General features: G+C 28.9%; 22 protein-coding genes and 1 pseudogene. 10 read left to right on the top strand and 13 right to left on the bottom strand.

Going from position 1 to position 20,202, the window contains the following annotated elements:
* Positions 1 to 95: 95 nt before the first annotated feature.
* The gene (locus IEW75_RS10505; protein WP_134246392.1) at positions 96 to 824 is read left to right on the top strand and encodes a class I SAM-dependent methyltransferase; all 729 of its coding nucleotides are present in this window, start codon (positions 96 to 98) and stop codon (positions 822 to 824) included.
* Positions 821 to 1,495 (top strand): ZIP family metal transporter, encoded by a 675-nt coding sequence (locus IEW75_RS10500; RefSeq protein WP_134246391.1) that lies wholly within the window; start codon positions 821 to 823, stop codon positions 1,493 to 1,495. The genes IEW75_RS10505 and IEW75_RS10500 overlap by 4 nt, the downstream gene beginning before the upstream one ends.
* Before the next feature lie 15 nt (positions 1,496 to 1,510).
* Here the strand turns inward: IEW75_RS10500 and IEW75_RS10495 are convergent, their stop codons facing one another.
* Both IEW75_RS10495 and IEW75_RS10490 read right to left on the bottom strand, forming a co-directional pair.
* Positions 1,511 to 2,689, bottom strand: coding sequence for a CD0519/CD1768 family membrane protein (locus IEW75_RS10495; protein WP_134246390.1), 1,179 nt, complete (start codon positions 2,687 to 2,689; stop codon positions 1,511 to 1,513).
* A 255-nt stretch (positions 2,690 to 2,944) separates the two neighbouring features.
* Positions 2,945 to 5,143 (bottom strand): RecQ family ATP-dependent DNA helicase, encoded by a 2,199-nt coding sequence (locus IEW75_RS10490; protein WP_134246389.1) that lies wholly within the window; start codon positions 5,141 to 5,143, stop codon positions 2,945 to 2,947.
* Between the two features lie 164 nt (positions 5,144 to 5,307).
* Here IEW75_RS10490 and IEW75_RS10485 point away from each other — a divergent pair, with 164 nt between their 5' ends.
* The 4 genes from IEW75_RS10485 to lptB are packed head-to-tail and all read left to right on the top strand — an operon-like array spanning position 5,308 to position 8,223.
* On the top strand, positions 5,308 to 6,273 hold the full coding sequence (locus IEW75_RS10485; RefSeq protein WP_134246388.1) for a KpsF/GutQ family sugar-phosphate isomerase: 966 nt from the start codon (positions 5,308 to 5,310) through the stop codon (positions 6,271 to 6,273).
* A gap of 1 nt (position 6,274) precedes the next feature.
* Entirely contained in the window at positions 6,275 to 7,093 is an 819-nt protein-coding gene (gene tatC / locus IEW75_RS10480) for a twin-arginine translocase subunit TatC (RefSeq protein WP_134246387.1), read from the top strand.
* A complete protein-coding gene (locus IEW75_RS10475) occupies positions 7,086 to 7,436 on the top strand; it encodes a carboxymuconolactone decarboxylase family protein (protein ID WP_134246386.1) in 351 nt (116 codons plus the stop codon). The genes tatC and IEW75_RS10475 overlap by 8 nt, the downstream gene beginning before the upstream one ends.
* 52 nt (positions 7,437 to 7,488) lie before the next feature.
* Complete coding sequence (lptB, locus tag IEW75_RS10470) at positions 7,489 to 8,223, top strand: LPS export ABC transporter ATP-binding protein (protein WP_134246385.1); 735 nt, start codon at positions 7,489 to 7,491, stop codon at positions 8,221 to 8,223.
* A 2-nt stretch (positions 8,224 to 8,225) separates the two neighbouring features.
* Here lptB and IEW75_RS10465 read toward each other — a convergent pair whose 3' ends face one another.
* Both IEW75_RS10465 and IEW75_RS10460 read right to left on the bottom strand, forming a co-directional pair.
* Positions 8,226 to 10,334, bottom strand: a complete 2,109-nt coding sequence (locus IEW75_RS10465) for a prolyl oligopeptidase family serine peptidase (RefSeq protein ID WP_134246384.1) — start codon at positions 10,332 to 10,334, stop codon at positions 8,226 to 8,228.
* Between the two features lie 111 nt (positions 10,335 to 10,445).
* Positions 10,446 to 11,183, bottom strand: a complete 738-nt coding sequence (locus IEW75_RS10460) for a CDP-alcohol phosphatidyltransferase family protein (RefSeq protein WP_134246383.1) — start codon at positions 11,181 to 11,183, stop codon at positions 10,446 to 10,448.
* Between the two features lie 77 nt (positions 11,184 to 11,260).
* Here IEW75_RS10460 and IEW75_RS10455 point away from each other — a divergent pair, with 77 nt between their 5' ends.
* The 3 genes from IEW75_RS10455 to IEW75_RS10445 are packed head-to-tail and all read left to right on the top strand — an operon-like array spanning position 11,261 to position 14,537.
* Positions 11,261 to 12,229, top strand: coding sequence for a YheT family hydrolase (locus IEW75_RS10455; protein WP_134246382.1), 969 nt, complete (start codon positions 11,261 to 11,263; stop codon positions 12,227 to 12,229).
* A gap of 53 nt (positions 12,230 to 12,282) precedes the next feature.
* On the top strand, positions 12,283 to 13,347 hold the full coding sequence (locus tag IEW75_RS10450; protein WP_229714438.1) for a putative type IX sorting system protein PorV2: 1,065 nt from the start codon (positions 12,283 to 12,285) through the stop codon (positions 13,345 to 13,347).
* Between the two features lie 2 nt (positions 13,348 to 13,349).
* A complete protein-coding gene (locus IEW75_RS10445; protein ID WP_134246381.1) occupies positions 13,350 to 14,537 on the top strand; it encodes a lipoprotein N-acyltransferase Lnb domain-containing protein in 1,188 nt (395 codons plus the stop codon).
* Between the two features lie 13 nt (positions 14,538 to 14,550).
* On the opposite strand, the gene IEW75_RS10440 is transcribed toward IEW75_RS10445, so the two are convergent.
* From IEW75_RS10440 to IEW75_RS10415, 6 genes are all read right to left on the bottom strand, one after another.
* Entirely contained in the window at positions 14,551 to 14,931 is a 381-nt protein-coding gene (locus IEW75_RS10440; RefSeq protein ID WP_134246380.1) for a DUF2200 domain-containing protein, read from the bottom strand.
* A 115-nt stretch (positions 14,932 to 15,046) separates the two neighbouring features.
* The gene (locus IEW75_RS10435; protein WP_134246379.1) at positions 15,047 to 15,412 is read right to left on the bottom strand and encodes an MliC family protein; all 366 of its coding nucleotides are present in this window, start codon (positions 15,410 to 15,412) and stop codon (positions 15,047 to 15,049) included.
* A gap of 8 nt (positions 15,413 to 15,420) precedes the next feature.
* Positions 15,421 to 15,762: a hypothetical protein gene (locus IEW75_RS10430; RefSeq protein WP_134246378.1), complete on the bottom strand. Its 342-nt coding sequence runs from the start codon at positions 15,760 to 15,762 to the stop codon at positions 15,421 to 15,423.
* The gene (locus IEW75_RS10425) at positions 15,707 to 15,910 is read right to left on the bottom strand and encodes a hypothetical protein (protein WP_134246377.1); all 204 of its coding nucleotides are present in this window, start codon (positions 15,908 to 15,910) and stop codon (positions 15,707 to 15,709) included. The genes IEW75_RS10430 and IEW75_RS10425 overlap by 56 nt, the downstream gene beginning before the upstream one ends.
* Positions 15,911 to 16,011: 101 nt before the next feature.
* Positions 16,012 to 16,338, bottom strand: a complete 327-nt coding sequence (locus IEW75_RS10420; RefSeq protein WP_134246376.1) for a DMT family transporter — start codon at positions 16,336 to 16,338, stop codon at positions 16,012 to 16,014.
* A 424-nt stretch (positions 16,339 to 16,762) separates the two neighbouring features.
* Entirely contained in the window at positions 16,763 to 17,608 is an 846-nt protein-coding gene (locus IEW75_RS10415; RefSeq protein ID WP_134246375.1) for a tetratricopeptide repeat protein, read from the bottom strand.
* Between the two features lie 263 nt (positions 17,609 to 17,871).
* On the opposite strand from IEW75_RS10415, the gene IEW75_RS10410 reads away from it, so the two are divergent.
* Positions 17,872 to 18,273: a transposase gene (locus IEW75_RS10410; RefSeq protein WP_134246374.1), complete on the top strand. Its 402-nt coding sequence runs from the start codon at positions 17,872 to 17,874 to the stop codon at positions 18,271 to 18,273.
* Positions 18,274 to 18,438: 165 nt separating this feature from the next.
* On the opposite strand, the pseudogene IEW75_RS10405 reads toward IEW75_RS10410, so the two are convergent.
* From IEW75_RS10405 to IEW75_RS10395, 3 genes and pseudogenes are all read right to left on the bottom strand, one after another.
* Positions 18,439 to 18,606 (bottom strand): annotated as a pseudogene (locus IEW75_RS10405) (Fic family protein); the annotation flags it as partial.
* Positions 18,607 to 18,699: 93 nt separating this feature from the next.
* Positions 18,700 to 19,137 (bottom strand): protein-disulfide reductase DsbD domain-containing protein, encoded by a 438-nt coding sequence (locus tag IEW75_RS10400; protein WP_134246373.1) that lies wholly within the window; start codon positions 19,135 to 19,137, stop codon positions 18,700 to 18,702.
* A gap of 272 nt (positions 19,138 to 19,409) precedes the next feature.
* Positions 19,410 to 19,994: an alpha-ketoglutarate-dependent dioxygenase AlkB gene (locus IEW75_RS10395; protein WP_134246372.1), complete on the bottom strand. Its 585-nt coding sequence runs from the start codon at positions 19,992 to 19,994 to the stop codon at positions 19,410 to 19,412.
* Between the last annotated feature and the right edge of the window lie 208 nt (positions 19,995 to 20,202).

The raw sequence follows: 20,202 nt of genomic DNA, 5'->3' as shown, positions 1-20,202 counted from the left end.
CCTTTTTTGTAAATTATAAATAAAAGATTAAAATTTAAGCACTACTATTCATAAAAACAATTTCAATTCATTATTTTTGCTCGCATTAAACAATTATGAATAAAAAAACAGCGTGGTTTGCTTCTTGGTTCGACACCAGTTATTATCACATTTTATACAAACACAGAGACGACACAGAAGCACAAGAATTTATAAAAAACATAGTTTCTTTTTTAACTATTAAAAAAGAAGCAAAACTGTTGGATTTAGCTTGCGGAAAAGGAAGACATTCTATCTTTCTAAACCAATTAGGATATAATGTAGTTGGAGCAGATTTATCTAAAAACAGCATCTCCATTGCAAAAAAATTTGAAAATGAAAGTTTACATTTTGTTGAACACGATATGCGTAATTCATTTACATCTAAGTTTGATGTAGTTTTAAATTTGTTTACCAGTTTTGGTTTTTTTGAAGATGATAATGAGGATATTAAGGTTTTACAAAATATAAAAAATAGATTAAACCCGAATGGAATTGCCATTATAGATTTTATGAATGCCAAAAAAGTAATTCAAAATTTAGTACCTGATGAAATTCAGATAATTGATGGCATTACATTTAACATAAAACGCTATGTAAAAAACGGATTTATTGTAAAAGAAATTAATTTTGATTCCGATGGTGAACATCACACCTATTTTGAAAAAGTAAAATGCTTAGATTTAACAAAAATAAATTTATATTTAGATTCTGTTGGCTTTAAAATAAAACATACTTTTGGAAATTATCAATTAGATACATTTAATGAGAATAATTCAGATCGTTTAATTTTAGTTTTAGAATGACATACATTGCCCTTATTTTATCGGTTTTAATTGGAATAGTAATTGTTTTTGGGTTAAAACCCAGCGCAAAAACGATACAATTATTATTAGCTTTTAGTGGTGCATATTTACTATCTATTACAATACTTCATTTATTTCCAGAAGTTTACGATTCAAAAAATACAAATATTGGGTTATATATACTTTCTGGACTTTTATTGCAACTAATTTTAGATTTTTTCTCAAAAGGAGCCGAACACGGACACATTCATATTCAAGAAAATATTGATTTCCCTTGGGGATTATTTGTCAGTTTAGGAATTCACGCATTTATGGAAGGTATTCCTCTAGGGCACAATCACCATCATCATGAACATTTATTATGGGCAATAGTAATTCATAAAGTTCCAATTGCAATTATTTTAGGAACATTTTTTGTAAAATCGAACATTCCAAAAATAAATGCTGTACTATTTTTATTAGTATTTTCCTGTATGTCTCCTTTAGGAAGTTTAGCTGGAGGAAACATACCTTTCTTATTGACTTATAGAACAGAAATTACTGCAGTAGTAATTGGAGTATTATTGCATATTTCAACCATTATTTTATTTGAAACCTCTAAAGATCATAAATTTAATCTTTATAAATTTATTGCAATACTAATAGGAATGGTTGTAGCTTATTTGGCTTAAAAACACCATTTATCACTATAAAAAATATTGTATTAAAAGGTAACAATAATGGGCAACTACACCTGCAAAAATACCACCAATAGTATGAGAAATTAAAGCTTTAGATGTTAATTCTCTAAATTTTAAAGTATCTAACATTGCTGTATGAGTACTTAAATAACCACTCCAACACATTCCCATTGCTGTGAAAACTGCGATGGTATCTCCCGTTACAATACCATCTGCAATAAATGCCTTAACTAATGAAAGTGACGCTCCAACTGCACCTAGTGAGGTTATTGGAAACGCAATTAGTTCTGGGTTTTCAAAACCAAATAAACCTTCAAAAAGCCACCATATTTTTCCTGCTAATTCTGGTAGTAACGGAACTCCTTCATACGCTAAACCTTGATAACCAATAGCAGCATCTTTTACACCAAAAGTTAACATCATAACCATTGTAGAAATAATTAAAACCCCTGGTATAATTGCCAAACCTAAACTTACCCCAGATTTTCCTCCGTCTAAAATCGAATTTAAAAATCTAATAAATACACTTCCTTCACTCTTAAAACTTATGTTTTCTTCAATTTTATGAACTGAATTAGTATCTGTTTCTTTAATTTTACCTTTAATAAAATATTGCATTAGCCTTGTTGAAATTACTGCTCCCATTAATGCTCCAAAAAGACCTATCATTGCTGCAATCAATAAATTATCGGTATTCCCTGGTATTTTTAATGTGGACATAAAAGTTATTACAATTAATCCCATTCCAAAAGCAGTTCCAAAATTTGTTAATGAAATAAGTTCAAATTTTTTGAAATATTTATTGAAGTTTTTATCATTTGATAAACTTATAATTGCTGGATTGTCTGATAAAAAAGTTAAAACACCCGCTAAAGATGCAACTCCTGGTAAATTGAATAAGGGACGCATTAAAGGAGCTAAAATTATTTCTAATAAACGTACTACTCCAAATTCTATTAATAATTTACCCAAAGCACCCGATAATACAGTAATACCCATTATATAAAATACGGTATTCATTAGTAAATCCCATGCAGTATTCATAATGGTATTTAACATATTTGAAACTCCCATAGTTGATCCCATGTATCCAAATATTCCAAAAAACACAAGCAAAAACAAAACGGCTTCATACATTCTTTGCTGTAAAAAGTTAGATTTTTTTATTGATTTTAAAGCACTCATTCAAAAAAGTTTATGACTATAATTATTAATATTTACCGTGTTATTTATAAACAACAATTTGTTTTAAACGACAGGTAAATTTAAAAATATTAAGAAAATTCAATATAAAAAAAACCCTTAAAAATAAGGGTTTGAATGTTTTATGAAATTCTAATTTAACTTTAAAATTATGTGAAAATATGTAAGCTTTTTTGTTTTAAACCTAGATATAATTAGGTAGAATTAATAATTAATTATCAATTAATTAACAATACTTTAGTTCGCAACCTGACTTATAAACTTAATTCTCATTAATCTTAATTCTTCTTCGTCGTAATCTCCATCAAATTCATCTAAAGCATTTTGAATACTGTCGTTTTCAGCTTCCATAAAATATTCAAAAATTTCTTCTTGTTGATCTTCGTCTAACAACTCATCAATACTATAATCTATGTTAATTTTTGTACCGCTATATACAATACGTTGCATTTCTTCAATAAGCTCGTTAAACTCTAAACCTTTAGATTTTGCAATATCTTCAAGAGGTAATTTTCTGTCTGTATTTTGAATAATATATAATTTTAAACCAGAGTTAACACCTGTACTCTTTACTATAAAATCATCTGGTCTTATAATATCATTTTCTTCTACATACTTTGAAATTAAGTCTATAAATGGTTTTCCAAATTTTCGAGCCTTGCCCTCTCCAACTCCATAAATATTTTTTAATTCATCTATAGTAATTGGATATTTTAAAGCCATATCATCTAAAGAAAGTTCCTGAAAAACAGCATAAGGTGGAACACCATTCTTTTTTGCAACAGATTTTTGTAAATCTTTTAACAATTTAACTAATGTTTCATCGGCAGCCGCACCACTACTTTTTGTATTGGTAATAATAGCCGCTTCATCGTTTTCATCATATTTATGGTCTTCAGTCATTAAAAAAGTTGTAGGATTTTTAATATAATTCTTACCCGCTTCAGTAATTTTAACAACTCCATACTGCTCAATTTCTTTTCTTATAAATCCAGCAACTAGTGCCTGTCTAATAAGGGCCATCCAATACTTTCCATCACGTTTCGCACCAGATCCAAAAAATGGTCGTTCATCTGTTTTATGAGATTTTAATAATGCATTAACTTTACCAGTAAGTGTATTTACAACTTCTTTAGATTTATATTTTTCATTGGATTTTGTTACAACTTCCAATAATAGTTTTAAATCGTCTTTCGCTTCATGCTTTTTCTTTGGGTTTACAACATTGTCGTCCATATTTGCACCCAAGCCATTAACTTCGTCAAAATCTTCACCAAAATAATGCAATAAATACTTTCTTCTAGACATGGAAGTTTCAGCGTACCCAACAACTTCTTGTAATAAGGCATTTCCAATTTCTTGTTCCGCAATTGGTTTACCCGACAAGAATTTTTCTAATTTCTCAATATCTTTATAAGAATAATATGCCAAGCAATACCCTTCTCCTCCATCACGTCCAGCACGTCCTGTTTCTTGGTAATAACTTTCTAAACTTTTTGGGATATCGTGGTGAATTACAAAACGCACATCTGGCTTGTCTATTCCCATTCCAAAAGCAATAGTTGCTACAACAACATCTACTTCTTCCATTAAAAACATGTCTTGATGTCTTGATCTTGTTTTTGCATCTAAACCTGCGTGATATGGCACTGCTTTTATTCCGTTAACTTGTAAAACCTGTGCAACTTCTTCAACTTTTTTTCTACTTAAACAGTAAATAATACCCGATTTATTCATATGTAAACGAATAAATCTAATAATATCTGAATTTACGTTTGCTGTTTTTGGACGCACATCATAAAATAAATTAGGTCTGTTAAACGATGCTTTAAATGTTTTTGCATCAGACATTCCTAAGGTTTTTAAAATATCTTCTTGAACTTTTTCTGTTGCCGTGGCAGTTAAACCTATTATAGGAACTTTATCTATTTTTTCTATAATGGTTCTTAAGTTTCTATATTCTGGTCTAAAATCGTGACCCCATTCAGAAATACAATGTGCTTCATCTATAGCTACAAAAGAAATTTCTTGATTTTTTAAAAAATCTATATACTCTTCTTTGATTAAAGATTCCGGAGCTACATACAATAATTTAGTAATTCCGTTTTCAATGTCACTTTTAACTTGAGCAACTTCAGTTTTATTTAATGAAGAATTCAATACATGTGCAATTCCTCTATTGGCAGAAATACCTCTAATTGCATCAACCTGGTTTTTCATTAAAGCAATTAATGGAGAAACCACAATTGCAGTACCCTCTTTTATTAAAGCTGGTAATTGGTAACAAAGGGATTTTCCACCACCTGTTGGCATTATTACAAAAGTATCATTTCCGTCAATTAAACTTTTTATAACTTGCTCTTGTAAACCTTTAAACTTATTAAAACCAAAATAGTTCTTTAATTCTTTGTGTAAATCAACACTTTTCTCACTCATTATTTATATTTGATTATCATTTAAAAAATAAGATTGCATTTTAAATGTTAAAAATACAACTCAAATTTTTATTTTTTTAATAGTTTATTCAATTTCTAATTAAATAAATATATTTTTGTTTGAAACTAAAGATAAAACTTTTTTTAATAGTAAAACTTAATCTTTTGAAAAATAAAAATACAATTATTGATATTGCAAAGCAAACAATTATTGAAGAAAGCAAAGCAATTGCGAATTTAATAAATTTTGTTGATGATAATTTCACAAAAACTGTTAATTATATATTAGCCTCTAAAGGAAGAGTTATTGTTACTGGTATTGGCAAAAGTGCCAATATTGCAACAAAAATTGTTGCTACTCTAAATTCTACTGGGACGCCTGCCATTTTTATGCATGCCGCAGATGCAATTCATGGAGATTTAGGAAATATTCAAAAAAACGATACCGTTATATGTATTTCTAAAAGTGGAAACACTCCAGAAATTAAAGTTTTAGTGCCTTTAATAAAAAATTATGGCAATAAAATAGTAGCAATTACAGGAAACATTCAATCTTATTTAGGAACAAATGCTGATTTTGCTCTAAACTCTTATGTTGAAAAAGAAGCATGTCCTAATAATTTAGCACCAACATCTAGCACAACCGCACAATTAGTTATTGGAGATGCTATTGCAGTTTGCCTGTTAGAAAAAAACAATTTTTCTAGTAAAGATTTTGCAAAATACCATCCAGGAGGTGCACTTGGCAAAAAATTATATTTAAGAGTACGAGATTTAATTTCTAATAATGAACTCCCAATGGTAACACCAACAACACCTATTAAAGATGTTATTATAGAAATTTCTAAAAAAAGATTGGGAACTACTGCTGTAGTTGAAAACAATAAAATTGTTGGTATTATTACAGATGGAGATTTAAGACGTATGTTAAAAGACAATACCGATATTAGTGTACTTTTAGCAAAAAATATTATGGGTAAAAATCCTAAAACTATTTCTGTTGATGCCATGGCAATTCAAGCTTTAGAAACTATGGAAAATAATAATATCACTCAAATTTTAGTAGAAGATGGCACAAAATACGTAGGAGTTGTACATTTGCATGATTTATTAAAAGAAGGAATTTTTTAAAATGGCGAAAGTAGAAAAAGAAATGTCGTTTTTAGACCACGTTGAAGAACTAAGATGGCATCTTGTAAGATCTAGTATGGCAATATTTTTCTTTGGAATTATTGCTTTTGTAATGAAAGGTTTTATTTTCAATACAATTTTATTTGCTCCTAAAGATGCAAATTTTTTAACATATCGGGTATTTTGTCAAGTTTCACAATTTTTTGGTACAGAAGGACTTTGTATTGAAGATATTCCATTTACATTTCAAAGTTTAGCAATGGCAGAACAATTTAGCGTTCATATTTGGACCTCTATTACTGTTGGTTTTATTCTTGCCTTTCCTTTTATTCTTTGGGAAGTTTGGAAATTTATAAGTCCTGGATTGTATGAAAAAGAAAGAAAAAGTGCTAAAAGCTTTATATTTATTTCATCATTTTTATTTTTTATTGGAGTATTATTTGGTTACTATGTTGTAACACCACTTTCTGTAAACTTTTTAGGAAATTATTCTGTAAGTGATGCTGTTGAAAGAAATATTAAAATTGGCTCTTATATATCTTTAGTGCGATCTTCATTACTCGCTTCTGGATTTATTTTTGAATTGCCAATAATTATGTATTTCCTAACTAAAATGGGTTTAATTACTCCCGATTTTTTAAGAAAATACAGAAAACATGCATTGGTGTTAGTATTAGTTTTAGCAGCCGTAATAACTCCGCCAGATATTATTAGCCAAATAATAGTAGCAATTCCTATTCTTATGTTATATGAATTAAGTATTTATATATCAAAAATTGTAATAAAACGAGAACTTAAAAGAAGTAAACAGAATGCCTAATCAAGTTGAAGAGTTTAATGCGTATCGTTTAAAAATGAACGATAAAATTTTAGCTGATGACAATAAAGTTATAAAGCGTATTTTTAATTTAGATACAAATGCTTTTAAAGAAGGTCATTTAGATGTTAAAACAAAAGAATTATTAGGTTTAGTGGCATCTGCTGTTTTAAGATGCGACGATTGCGTAAAGTACCATTTAGAAACCTGTTTTAAAGAAGGTATTACCAAAGAGGAAGTTATGGAAACTTTATCCATAGCAACTTTAATTGGCGGTACAATTGTAATTCCACATTTAAGACGTGCTTATGAGTTTTGGGAAGAACTGGAAGCTGGTGAGAAGTAAAAAGTGAACAGTGAGATGTGAGAACTTTTTAAAAATTAAACAACAATTAAAAATGAAACTAAGAGCAGAAAATATTAAGAAAAAATACGGTAGCAGATATGTGGTAAATGGAATTTCTCTTGAAGTTGAACAAGGAGAAATTGTGGGTTTATTGGGCCCAAATGGAGCTGGAAAAACAACTTCTTTTTACATGATTGTTGGAATGATAAAACCAAATGAAGGCGATATTTACTTAGACGATGAAAAGATTACTGATTTCCCAATGTATAAAAGAGCACAAAAAGGTGTTGGTTATTTAGCTCAGGAAGCTTCTGTTTTTAGAAAATTATCTGTTGAAGATAATATTATGTCGGTATTACAATTTACAGACCTCTCTAAAAAAGAACAAAAAGAAAAATTAGAATCACTTATAGAAGAATTTAGCTTAGGCCATGTGCGTAAAAACCGCGGAGATTTGCTTTCTGGTGGCGAACGTAGAAGAACTGAAATTGCGCGTGCATTAGCATCTGATCCTAAATTTATTTTATTAGATGAACCTTTTGCAGGTGTAGATCCAATTGCGGTTGAAGACATACAAAGTATTGTTGCTCACCTTAAAGATAGAAATATTGGTATTTTAATTACCGACCACAATGTACAAGAAACCTTAGCTATTACAGATAAAACATATTTAATGTTTGAGGGTGGTATTTTAAAAGAAGGAACTCCAGAAGAACTAGCAGCAGATGAAACCGTTAGACGTGTATATTTGGGTAAAGACTTTGAATTAAAGAAAAAGAAATTTTAAACTCAATCTTTTTCTTTTTTTAATTCTTCCATTAAAAACCCATATATGAATGCATTTTCTTTAATAATCGAATTTGCTTCATTTGCTCCAAAATGCCCCGTATTATCTTGTGTCCATAAGAGAATAGGATTTTTCTGCTCTAAATTGCTTTGTAACTTTGCAACAAACTTAAAAGAGTGATATGGAGGAACTCTCGTATCATCACTCCCAGTAACAATTAACATTGAGGGATAATTTACTTTTGAATTTATATTGTGATATGGAGAATAAGACAATAAGTTTTTAAATTCTAACTCTTTACTCACTGAGCCAAATTCATTTATATTGGTAAAAGTTGAACCTACTGCGGAGTTTTCAAACCTTAACATGTCTGTTACTCCAACATCAATAACTGCAGCTCCAAATAAATCAGGTTTTTGAATGATTGCCGCTGCTGTAATTAGCCCTCCATGAGATGCTCCTGTAATTGCAATCCTTTTTGGTTTTGTATATCCCTCATCAATCAAATATTCCGCAGCACTTGTAAAATCTAATATGGAATTTTTTTTATTTAATTTTTTTCCAGCTTCCCGCCACTTTTCTCCCAATTCTCCACCTCCTCTAACGTGAATATAAGCATAAGCGCCTCCATTTTCAATAAAATAAATTACACCAGGCTTATATGCAGGTTTTGCAATTTGTCCATATCCTCCATAAGTATTTAATAAAAAAGGGGTGTTGCCATTTTTAGGTAATGAATCTTTATAAACAATAAACATTGGAACTTTGGTCCCATCATGTGATGTGAAATTCTTTCTTAAAAACTTATATTTTTTGGCATCAAACCCAACTTCAACTTTTCCAAGATACTTAAAATTATAATTCTCTAAATCTAATTGACAAGTTACAGGTGGCACAGTGTATGAAGATAATTTAAAAAAGAATTTATTAAATTCTTTAGAAAAATTTAAACTACTTACGCTTAACCCTTCTGGTGTAACCACCTCCCCTAAAACTTTTGCATTATAATCTATTATTGAAATGAAAGATGATGTATTTGACTGATATGCAACTACAATCTTATCTTCCAGTAGTTCATAATCTGTAAATACTGCATTTTTATATATAGGGGTTAGTAATTTCCATTTTTTAGGTTGTTCTAACGGAAATGAAATAATGTATTTATTCTCTTTAATTTTAGTTAAGGCATAAACTGTATCTGATTTAAAACCAATAATATTAATATTGTACTTAATTTCTTCAAACATTGGCTTAAAATCATAATTTGATTCTTTTGGATTTAAATAATAAAAACTAAACTTTTCTTCAAACTTATTCGATTTTTTTATAATGAATAAGCTTTGTTTTGGAGTACCATAAATATTTAGCTCTTCTTGTTCACTATTTGTATTAAAAATTAATTGGTCTTCTAATTGTTCTGTCCCTAATTTGTGGTAATAAATACTTGGAAAATTTCTCTTCCCCAATGCTGAGGTGTATCTATATTTTTTATAAAAAAACCCTTGACCAAACCAATATATTTCCGACGTAATAATATGTTTTAGCGTTTCTTTAAAATAATGTCTATTTTTTAATTGCACTATTTTTAACTCTTTCCAATCACTTCCATTTCTATTGTATTGATAAGCTAAAAATCTTCCATCTTTTGAAGGGCTTAAAGATGTAAAAATTATATCATCTTTTTTTGAAATTGAGTTTGGGCTAATTAACCTTTCATATCCACCTTTTAAACCTTTAGAATAATAAATACAAGGTTTACTATCTGCTCCCGGATACATTAATGTAAAATATAATTTCTCGTTATCAATTGCTTTTGATTCTTTATCGTATTCCATATCGTAATACATGAATCTATTCATTTGCCTGTTTGCGCCAATTTTTCTGTTAATTTTATTTAAAAACTTTTCTGATAATTTATTTTGAAGGCGAACCCATTCTTTAACTTCAGGAGATTCTATTTCTTCTAACCACTGATAATCATCAACAATTTTTGTAGTATGATATTGGTTTTCAGTAGTTTTTTTTAAAGTATTTGGATATTTAATTTGAGCATTTACTATACTAACACTTAAAACTAAAAGCGAACTAACAATATATTTCGTAATGTTCATTTTGCAATTTTTATTCTAGCTAAATTAATCTAATAATCAAGGCATAAAGTTATTATTAATTACTCAAATTCACTTTATTTATTAGAGGTTTTTCTTATCAAAAAGAAGAATTTACTTAAGCTCTTTAAAAAAAATTGAAAGAAGTATATATAATAGTATTACCAATGGAATTGCAATAAATTGCAAACTAATAACTAAAATAATTGTCAGTATTAAAAATACATATTTAATCCTGTTGTTTTTCCAGCTATAATCTTTAAATTTTAAAGAAAATAAAGGAATCTCAGCATTCATTAAAAAACTTAAAACAGCTGTTAAACCAATTAAAAACCACTTGTTTTCAATTAGAGTTGTTGCAAATTCTAATGAACTATAATTTAATATTAATGGTAGCGATAAAACTACCAACGCTGCTGCAGGAGTCGGTAAACCAATAAATGAACTTGTTTGACGCTCATCAATATTAAACTTTGCCAATCTATAGGCTGCCGCCAGTGTAAATATCAATCCTAAAAAAGGAAGCAATTCAATATCTTCAGTTTTCCAAGAAACTATTTCAGTATTAAAAATTTCAATAGACTTTTTAGTTTGCAATAATTTATAAACTACAATTCCCGGAACTACTCCACTTGTAACAACATCTGCCAAGGAATCTAACTGTTTCCCTAATTCACCTTCAACGCTAAAAATACGTGCTGCAAATCCATCAAAAAAATCAAAAAATATGCCCAATAAAACAAGATAAGCGGCTAGTTCTAATTCGTTATTAACTGCAAAAATGACTGCAATAGTTCCACAAAGTAAATTTAAGAGCGTTAATAAATTAGGAATGTATTTTTTAAGCATCATCTTTTTTAAATTTTTGTAAATTTAGCAAATTGTTTTCAGTAAATTAATTTATACTTATTTTTTAATAGTTCGTGTCTATGCCAATAATTGAATCTAGCTACAAACCTTCTCTACTTTTTAAAAACACACATATAAATACTGTTTATAAAACATTATTTTATAATGGAAATAATAACTACAAGAGAGAAAGAATTTCAACCGATGATAACGATTTTTTAGATTTAGATTTTTCTACAAATAATGCGGAAACGCTCGTTATTGCAATGCACGGTCTGGAAGGAAGTTCAAAATCTAAATACATAATTTCAGTTGTTAATCATTTAAACAACAATAACATAGATTGTGTTGCTGTAAACTTTAGAGGTTGCAGCGGAGAGGATAACAATCATATTTATTCATACAACAGTGGTAAAACAGACGATGTAACATTTATTATTAACCATCTTTTAAAAAAATATACATATAAAAATATTGTGCTTTTAGGATATAGTATGGGCGGAAATATAACCTTAAAATATTTAGGTGAAACTGATGAAATTCCGAATCAAATTAAAGGTGGAATTGCAATATCTACACCCTGCGATTTAGAAGGGTCTTCAAATTCTTTATCAAACTGGTACAATGCAATATATTTAAATCGATTTATGATAAGTCTTAAAGAAAAGACGTTGGTAAAACTAGAGAAGTTTCCAGACTGCAAACTCGATAAAGATGCAATTGCTAATGCCAAAACATTTAGAGATTTTGACAATGCAGTAACTGCTCCGCTTTTTGGCTATAAAAACGCAAGTGATTATTGGTCACAATGCAGTTCTAAACAGTTTTTAAAAGACATTAAACTTCCTACCTTAATTATAAATGCCTTAGACGATTCTTTTTTATCTAAAAGTTGTTATCCGTTTAAAGAAGCATCAGCAAATAACAACATAACTTTTGAAGTTTCAAAATACGGTGGACACGTTGGTTTTAACTCTTCCTTTTTAGGTAAAGATTTATTGTGGAGCGAAAACAGAATTTTAAATTATATTAATCATATTATTTCTTAATAGTGAACGTTACTTTATAAAGTTTTTTTACTTTCGTTTAAAAATAAATCATCTTGAAAAAATATTTATTACTTATTTTATTTTCAACCCAAATAATTTCAGCACAAACTGTTCGTAAATATTCCAACGAATTTTTAAATATTGGTGTAGATGCAGCTGCTTTTGGTATGAGTAAAGCTGTTGTTGCCGCCAGTAAAGATGTAAACTCAATTTATTGGAATCCTGCGGGTTTAGTGAATATTAAAAATTACCAAGGTTCTATAATGCATGCTGAATATTTTGAAGGAATTGCAAAATATGATTATGCTGCATTTGCAATGCCAATTGATGAAAAAAGTGCAGTTGGAATAGCAATAATAAGATTTGGTGTTGATGATATTTTAAACACCACAGAACTTATTGATAATGAGGGGAATATAGATTATAACCGTATTAGTTTATTTTCTGCTGCCGATTATGCTTTAAATCTATCGTATGCCAGAAACTTAAATATTGAAGGGTTGAATGTAGGCTTAAATACTAAAATTATTAGAAGAATTATTGGGGAATTCGCAACTTCTTGGGGTTTTGGTTTAGATGCTGGAGTTCAATATAAAAAAAATAACTATAAATACGGGTTAATGGTTAGAGACATTACAACTACCTATAATTCTTGGAGTTTTGATGAAACAGAATTTGATAAAATACAAGATGCTATTCCAGACCAAAATCAAGAATTACCCGAATCTACAGAAATTACACTTCCAAAAGCACAAATTGGTGTGGCTAGAAAATTTAATATTTCCAAAGATTTTAATTTACTTTCAGAACTGGATTTAAACATGCGATTTACAAAAACAAACGATATAATTTCTTCAGACTTTGTAAGTGTAGCTCCTGCTTTAGGTTTTCAATTAGATTATACAGACTTGGTGTATTTAAGAGCTGGTATTGGCAATATTCAAAAAGAATTGCAATTCGATGCAACTACTGAAACTTCTGTTCAACCAAATTTTGGCGTGGGTTTTAAATACAAAGGAATTCAAATAGATTACGCTTTAACAAATATCGGTAGCGTGGGTGCAGCACTGTACTCAAATGTTTTTTCTATAAAAGTTGATTTTGAAAATTTTAGATAATTATGAATCCTAAATACACTATATTTTTAGTTTTATTATTTTTTTACATACCTTTTAATGCGCAAATAAACCTTTCAGAAAAAGCAACTATAAGTGTAGTAACTTGTGGTCCTGGCAGTGAACTATATTCAACTTTTGGGCACAGTGCTTTTCGCGTTTTCGACCCCATAAATAAGTTAGATAAAATATATAATTACGGAACTTTTAATTTTAATGCGCCTAATTTTTATTTGAATTTTGCCAAAGGAAAACTAACGTATCAATTATCAACTTCAAGATATGGTTTATTCTTACAAATTTATAATTATGAAAAAAGATGGGTTAAAACCCAAGAGCTAAACTTAAATAAAGAACAAGTACAAGCAACGTACAATTTTTTAGAAAACAATGCAAAACCATCTAACAAAGACTATCAATACGATTTCTTTTACAACAATTGCTCTACCAAAATAGAAGAAGTAATAAAAAGTATTTTAAAAGATAGTGTAGCATTTAATAATAACCATATTTCCACACATAAAACGCACAGAGATTTAATTGCAGATTATACTCAAAAACAAAAATGGGGGAAATTTGGTATTGATTTAGCTTTGGGTTCTGTTATAGATAAAGAAGTATCAAAAGACGATTATAAATTTTTACCAGATTATATTTTTTACGCTTTTGAAAATGCAACAATTACTACTAACAATGGAACACAACCTTTGGTTAATGAAACTAAAACAGTGCTAAACCCTAAAGAAAATGAGGTTTTAAAACCATTTAGTTTTATAACTACACCACTCTTCGCTATTGCTTGTATCAGTTTAATTATACTCTTTTTAAGCTATAAAAACTTTAAAAATAATAGCAGATCCAAATGGTTAGACTTTTCACTTTTCTTTATAACAGGAATTATAGGAATTGCTGTTTTATTACTTTGGTTTGCTACCGACCATACCGCAACGTATAAAAATTTAAATTTTTTATGGGCATTCGCACCCAATTTAATAGTTGCTTTTTATCTATTAAAATCTAAACTCCCAAAATGGATGTATTATTATAATGTAGGTTTAATTGGCCTAATTGCCGTAATGTTACTCGTTTGGATTTTTAAAATTCAAGTTTTTAATACTGCAATGCTTCCTTTATTAGTTGCATTACTAGTGCGCTATTTATTTTTAACCAACTATTTGAAAACTAAATTTTAGATACCGATTAGCGTCAATTAGAACTTGTTTGAGTTCCACGTAAAATTTTATCCATTTTACGTCCTTTTGCTAATTCATCTATTAGTTTGTCTAAATATCTTACTTGTTGTGTTAAAGGATTGTCTATTTCCTCTATGCGATATCCGCATATTACTCCTTTTATAAGCGCTGCATTTGAGTTTAAGGTTGCTTGTTTAAAAAATGTTTCAAATGTTACTTGCTTATCAATTAATTCTTGTGTTTTCTCTTTACTAAACCCTGTTAGCCAGGCTATAACTTGATGCAACTCTTTCTTTGTTCTACCTTTCTTCTCTACCTTTGAAAGGTAATGAGGATATACTGAGGAAAATTTCATTGTTGCAATGCGTTCATTATGTTTTGCTGTAACTTTCATTTTTTATATTGCTTTTTAATTCTAAACACAAGAAGCGGGCTTCTTGTACTTCAAATATATTTATTTTATAGTATTCAAATAGGCTTTTTTACTGACATAATAACAAAGGTTATCACTACTCGCCCAAATTATCTAGGTGATTAAAAATCAGTTTTCCATCCTTTTTCAACTGTATGTCGTTGCCTTTTCCTCTCAATTCAAAATGGTCATTTACATACCAAATACCAGATGCCGCTATTTTTCTAATAAGTGCTGTTTGTTCTCCTTTAAATTCAATGGTTACAATACTTCTTGCATTGTCAAAAGTCATTTTAAGTGTGTATCCGTTTTTATCTGTCAGCGATTGGGTTATGATATTGTCCGAATCCATTGACATTGTTTCGGTTTTTGTTGATTCTTGATTTACTTTTTTAGTTTTTTGATTGCATGCTATTATGAATACCATTGCAACTAAAGCAATTGTTAAAAGTTGTTTTGTCATTACTTTTTTTAATTATATTCTTTCCTTACTAAGGCATTCACACCAAAACAAGTATATTCCTTATTAGGAAATGAAACATCAAATGTTGTTTCTATTTCATTTTGAGAAACCTTTTTAATTGTCCAACGTGCTTTCCCTCCTAGTATAAAGCTTTCAATAATTTCTGTTTCAAAAACTAAGGTTGAATCATTTGAGAGCTCATTGTTTAAAATGTATTGATTTATATAGCCTTCATTATTAAATTGTCTGAAAACTATTGTATTTCTACTTTTGTCAAAACTTATAAATCCCTTGTCAATATGATGTTCCCCCTTTGGGATTCTTTTCAGTCGGCTCAAACCAAGATTCATTTTTTACTTCAATGTATTGTTCATTCATGACTAATTGAAAACTTGATTCAATCTTTGAAGTATCATCTCCAAAACCACTTCCTATTCCAGTCCAATTTCCAATGGTAAAGCTTAATTTATCAAAATGGTTACTTTGTCCAAAGGACAATGCAACTGTTAGTACTAATCCTACTATTGAAAATGCTTTTTTCTCATGACTAGGTTGTCTTTTAAGACTGTAAATTTTGTGTTTTTATTTTCTACGTTCGATTAATGTGTAACTACTTTCAGTCCAATAATTGAGGTAATTAATGTTGTAATAAAAAATAGTCTCCAAAATGTTGCGGGTTCTTTAAAAACCAGAATTCCAACCAAAACTGTTCCTACAGCACCAATTCCTGTCCAAACCGCATAGGCAGTTCCTATTGGTAGTTCTTGAGTTGCTTTTACAAGCAGCAACATACTTATTCCTAAACAAATCAAAAATCCAATAAACCAATAAGTTGTTTCAACTCCTGTTGATTCTTTTGCTTTTCCAAGACAAGCTGCAAAAGCCACTTCAAATAGTCCGGCAATTATTAATAGTATCCAATTCATTTGTTATTAATTTCTTTTTAAGTCTTCTGTTATATATGTTCTGCCCTAAAAAATAGCTCAAGTTAAAATTTTATTTTGCAATGCGTTCATTTTACATATTGACTTTCAAATTATTAAAGTTAATATATGATTTAGCTGTGTTGTTTGGAACTAAGTTAGCAAATATAAAACGAATAGAAAATGAAGTTCACCCAAAAGACTAGACAAATTTATAATTAATTTTAATAAGAATGAGCTCGATATTCAATCGGGCTCATTCTATTCTTTCATTATTATAATATTTTATGTACACTTTAATGTCTTTTTTCAATTAAGATATCGACTTATATCTATTTAGATAAAATAATTCAGATTTTAGAATCATTTAAGAATGGAAGTTTTAGTAGTTTCTTAAAAATTTAAAACCGTTTCAATGTACTTATAATTATGAATGAGAAATTAATAATTTAAATAATTTATTATTATGCAAATTTTCAAAATGTTTTTCATTATGCAGTTCGTCTTGAAGGGTGTCAGACAGTTCAAGTGCCGTTTTTATATCTTTTAAAGCTTCATCTTGCTTATCCAGTTTTGCATAAGCACAAGCTCTTTGCCAGTATGCCAAGGCGTACTCATCATCATGCTCAATAGCACTATTTGAAAGATTTAATGCCCAGCGTACTTCTCCTATTTCTAAAAGTGTATCAGCCTTATAGGTCATTGCTTCAATATCATTCGGTTTTATGTTTAGTATCTCATCATATATTAATATTTTATCCTCGTCACTTTTTTCTAGACCAGCACGCAACCATAAGGAGTGTATCGAATTTGTTTCTGTTATATTTTGTTGGGTTTCTATTATTACTTTTGAACGTTCGGTCATCTTCACCTCAATTTGCTGTAAACGTTTTTCATAATCTAGAGTAAGCGTCTGTATCTTTTTTGACATATCAATTTTTAAGCTTTTTTTGATATCGTTTAGCGAGCGCCAACCTAAAAGCACAAGCAAAGAAGCTGCTGCAGTAATAATATAAAATATATTATTTATTGTACTTGTTGTATATTCTATTGCTCTGTCTGATGACTCTAATTTAGCTTCAGAAATTTGTTTTGTGACTTGAGCTCTCAAACTCAGATTTTCCTGCCTTAAACTTTTTATTTCGTCAAGTATATACCTTTCAATAAACGGCTTGAATAAAGGCTCTTGAATAGTGTCAGCTTTATTAGTGTTTTTTGAAAATAAAACAAAAGGCATGATTAAAAATGTTAATGCTAAAAACAATTTTGACATAATATTAGTGTATTTTTTACATTATTAATTTCTCTGCAAGTATTATACTAATATTTAACATAGCCAATTTTTTCACCTACTTTCTTATCAGATGTAAAAGCTATTTGTCACTATACTCAGTTCAATGAAGTGCCTTTACACAAAGCTAAGGATGAAAGCCAAGCGGCATGTCTTCAATTAATTAGATTGATATTTACTTCAAACAAAGCACCGCTATAAAGAATAAAATATACGGCGAAAAAACCTTAGAAATCTCTTCTAAAGTGGTGTATCGTTCCTTAAATCGTTCTTTAAAATCAATTAAAAAGGAAATAGGTTTATTAGAAGATCGTTTGAATTCATTAGTTAAAGATTATCAACAAAAGCAATTGACTTTATTGAAAAGCATTCCAATAATGGGTAACAAAACAGCTATAATGCTTATAGTAATGACTGATGGATTTAATCGGTTGGAAAATTCAAAACAGTTGTGTATTTATGAGATTATATCCCCAACAATCAGACATTCAGGCAGAAGTGTTAGAGGAAAAAGTAGGATTGGTAAAATGGGCAATCAAAAAATGAGAAACTTATTATTCTTATGTCGTTTTTCAGCCTGTAGATACTATAAGCGCTGTAGAGAAATTTATGAGCGAGTTGTATTGAAAGGAAAAAGTAAATATTAACAAAAAAGTCTATTAAAAATTATAATAGATCTTAAATTATAATGTCGAAAAAATAATGAAGAATTTACTTATTTTTTAACTCAGTTATTTGTTGTGGTTAGTGGTTTTTTAGGATATCAATTAGTTTCGAGTTTATATAAATAGTTACTCTTCCCATTAATCAGTCGTATTAACAGTATTCAATAATCTATAATATTCACATTTATTCTCATTAATATATGAACTTAAATAAAGTATTGGGATATCTAATAATTCATTGATTATCAAATATAATATATTTAATAATCTGCCAGTTCTTCCATTCCCATCATAAAAAGGGTGAATGCTTTCAAATGGATGTTTGTCAGTTTGTATTTAGTTTAAATATAAGCATAAGTTTTATGAGGTATTGTGTGTAGTATTTTAAGTTTTACTTTCTCAATCTACTCAAATTTCAAATTCAATATCTCCATATCCAGGAACACAGTTAGAATCATTACAAGTCATAAACTCAATTTCTCCAATTATTTTGAAACGATTCTTATTATTCAGTTTAATTCTCTGTTTAAATGTAGTTTTAGTATCAAAATACTTAATTTTTAATTTAAAAACTGGGTCATAAATCGTGTGTCCTTTTTCCTCAGTTGTACTTCCAATCAATTCATAATTATTACTTTTTTCAAATATAAAAATAGTTGGAAGAGGTCCATCATCTGGCACATTTTGAGAGTATAAATGATAATTTTTTTCAATCGTTGCGTTAATTATCAAATCGTATTCAGTATCTGATATTTTTTTTGCTTCGGTTGTCCATTTTACAGGTTCAAGGATCTGAGAATAACTAATCGTTGTTATTAAGAGTAATAAAGTAAGTGTCTTTTTCATTCAATTTTGGGTAATTCTATAATTGTATTCTAATTTCTCAATTTATGTTAAAATCTGTTTTCGTATTACACACGACATTCTAGTATATGAAAAGTCCGTCTTTTTGTGCACAATTTTTTCAGTCGTGACTGATTGTTAAAAATAGGGCAGAACTCTAAGATAGTCAAATCTGGAGCATTTTTTATATGTGTTTTTTTGGGGCGTATTCAATCATTCAAAATTTATACTTACCTCCAAAATTTTCTTATACAAAATTGCTATAGAAATCAATTTTAGAATCCATATTTCCTAAAAGTTAAATTAATTCTTGGTTTTTTACAATTTAAATCTAGCGGTAAGGCATGTTCATATCGATCCTGGCACCCCTCTCCCATAATTAATAAACTGCCATTTTTTAATAGGATTTCATGTACTTTCTTGGTTCGTTTTTCTCTCAAATGGAATATTCTTTCCTCACCAATACTTACTGACGCAATATTAGTAGTATCGCCAAATGCAACTTGGTCAGAATGATAATCAATACCGGTATTTCCATCGGGATAGTAGATGCAAACACAAGTTTCAAATTTATGTCCTGTAAAACTTTCTATACGATCTTTTACTAATGTCATTTTATCCGACCATATTTGGTTTGGTCCCCATATTGATTCTGGAAATCTCTTTTCTTGAATTAAGTTTCTGTCAATGAACATCATCTTGCCATAATTTTCCTGATACCGTTCTCCATTTGCCATTTCCAAAGTAAACTTGCTGGTAAGTTTATTGTATGTCAATAATTCATTGTACAATTCAATAGATTCAGAAATATTCATAAATGAATCAAAATACTCAGCCTTACAGTTTAAATCTAATTTCATTTTTTCAGCTTAAAAGGTTCTAAATACCGTCTAATTACTTTGTCATTTCTATACATAATTTTTAAAATTATGTAGCCTTATTTCAGGACGGGTCAATAAGTTTGCCAACGGTTTAGAATAACCAAAGTTGTGTTTTGGTTATCGCAATTTTTCGTTTTATAAAACTAATAAAATTAGTATTAAGAAACATTCTATTCTACTAAATGCA

This window comes from Lutibacter litoralis, assembly GCF_014646675.1.
Lineage (GTDB): Bacteria > Bacteroidota > Bacteroidia > Flavobacteriales > Flavobacteriaceae > Lutibacter > Lutibacter litoralis.
This window is presented reverse-complemented; position numbering and strand designations above follow the sequence as displayed.

Bases quoted from the DNA above. Each gene is read 5' to 3' on its own strand.
- IEW75_RS10505 (WP_134246392.1), top strand. From the start codon at position 96: ATGAATAAAAAAACAGCGTGGTTTGCTTCTTGGTTCGACACCAGTTAT.
- IEW75_RS10500 (WP_134246391.1), top strand. From the start codon at position 821: ATGACATACATTGCCCTTATTTTATCGGTTTTAATTGGAATAGTAATT.
- IEW75_RS10495 (WP_134246390.1), bottom strand. From the start codon at position 2,689: ATGAGTGCTTTAAAATCAATAAAAAAATCTAACTTTTTACAGCAAAGA.
- IEW75_RS10490 (WP_134246389.1), bottom strand. From the start codon at position 5,143: ATGAGTGAGAAAAGTGTTGATTTACACAAAGAATTAAAGAACTATTTT.
- tatC (WP_134246387.1), top strand. From the start codon at position 6,275: ATGGCGAAAGTAGAAAAAGAAATGTCGTTTTTAGACCACGTTGAAGAA.
- IEW75_RS10475 (WP_134246386.1), top strand. From the start codon at position 7,086: ATGCCTAATCAAGTTGAAGAGTTTAATGCGTATCGTTTAAAAATGAAC.
- lptB (WP_134246385.1), top strand. From the start codon at position 7,489: ATGAAACTAAGAGCAGAAAATATTAAGAAAAAATACGGTAGCAGATAT.
- IEW75_RS10465 (WP_134246384.1), bottom strand. From the start codon at position 10,334: ATGAACATTACGAAATATATTGTTAGTTCGCTTTTAGTTTTAAGTGTT.
- IEW75_RS10460 (WP_134246383.1), bottom strand. From the start codon at position 11,183: ATGATGCTTAAAAAATACATTCCTAATTTATTAACGCTCTTAAATTTA.
- IEW75_RS10455 (WP_134246382.1), top strand. From the start codon at position 11,261: ATGCCAATAATTGAATCTAGCTACAAACCTTCTCTACTTTTTAAAAAC.
- IEW75_RS10445 (WP_134246381.1), top strand. From the start codon at position 13,350: ATGAATCCTAAATACACTATATTTTTAGTTTTATTATTTTTTTACATA.
- IEW75_RS10440 (WP_134246380.1), bottom strand. From the start codon at position 14,931: ATGAAAGTTACAGCAAAACATAATGAACGCATTGCAACAATGAAATTT.
- IEW75_RS10435 (WP_134246379.1), bottom strand. From the start codon at position 15,412: ATGACAAAACAACTTTTAACAATTGCTTTAGTTGCAATGGTATTCATA.
- IEW75_RS10430 (WP_134246378.1), bottom strand. From the start codon at position 15,762: ATGAATCTTGGTTTGAGCCGACTGAAAAGAATCCCAAAGGGGGAACAT.
- IEW75_RS10420 (WP_134246376.1), bottom strand. From the start codon at position 16,338: ATGAATTGGATACTATTAATAATTGCCGGACTATTTGAAGTGGCTTTT.
- IEW75_RS10415 (WP_134246375.1), bottom strand. From the start codon at position 17,608: ATGTCAAAATTGTTTTTAGCATTAACATTTTTAATCATGCCTTTTGTT.
- IEW75_RS10400 (WP_134246373.1), bottom strand. From the start codon at position 19,137: ATGAAAAAGACACTTACTTTATTACTCTTAATAACAACGATTAGTTAT.
- IEW75_RS10395 (WP_134246372.1), bottom strand. From the start codon at position 19,994: ATGAAATTAGATTTAAACTGTAAGGCTGAGTATTTTGATTCATTTATG.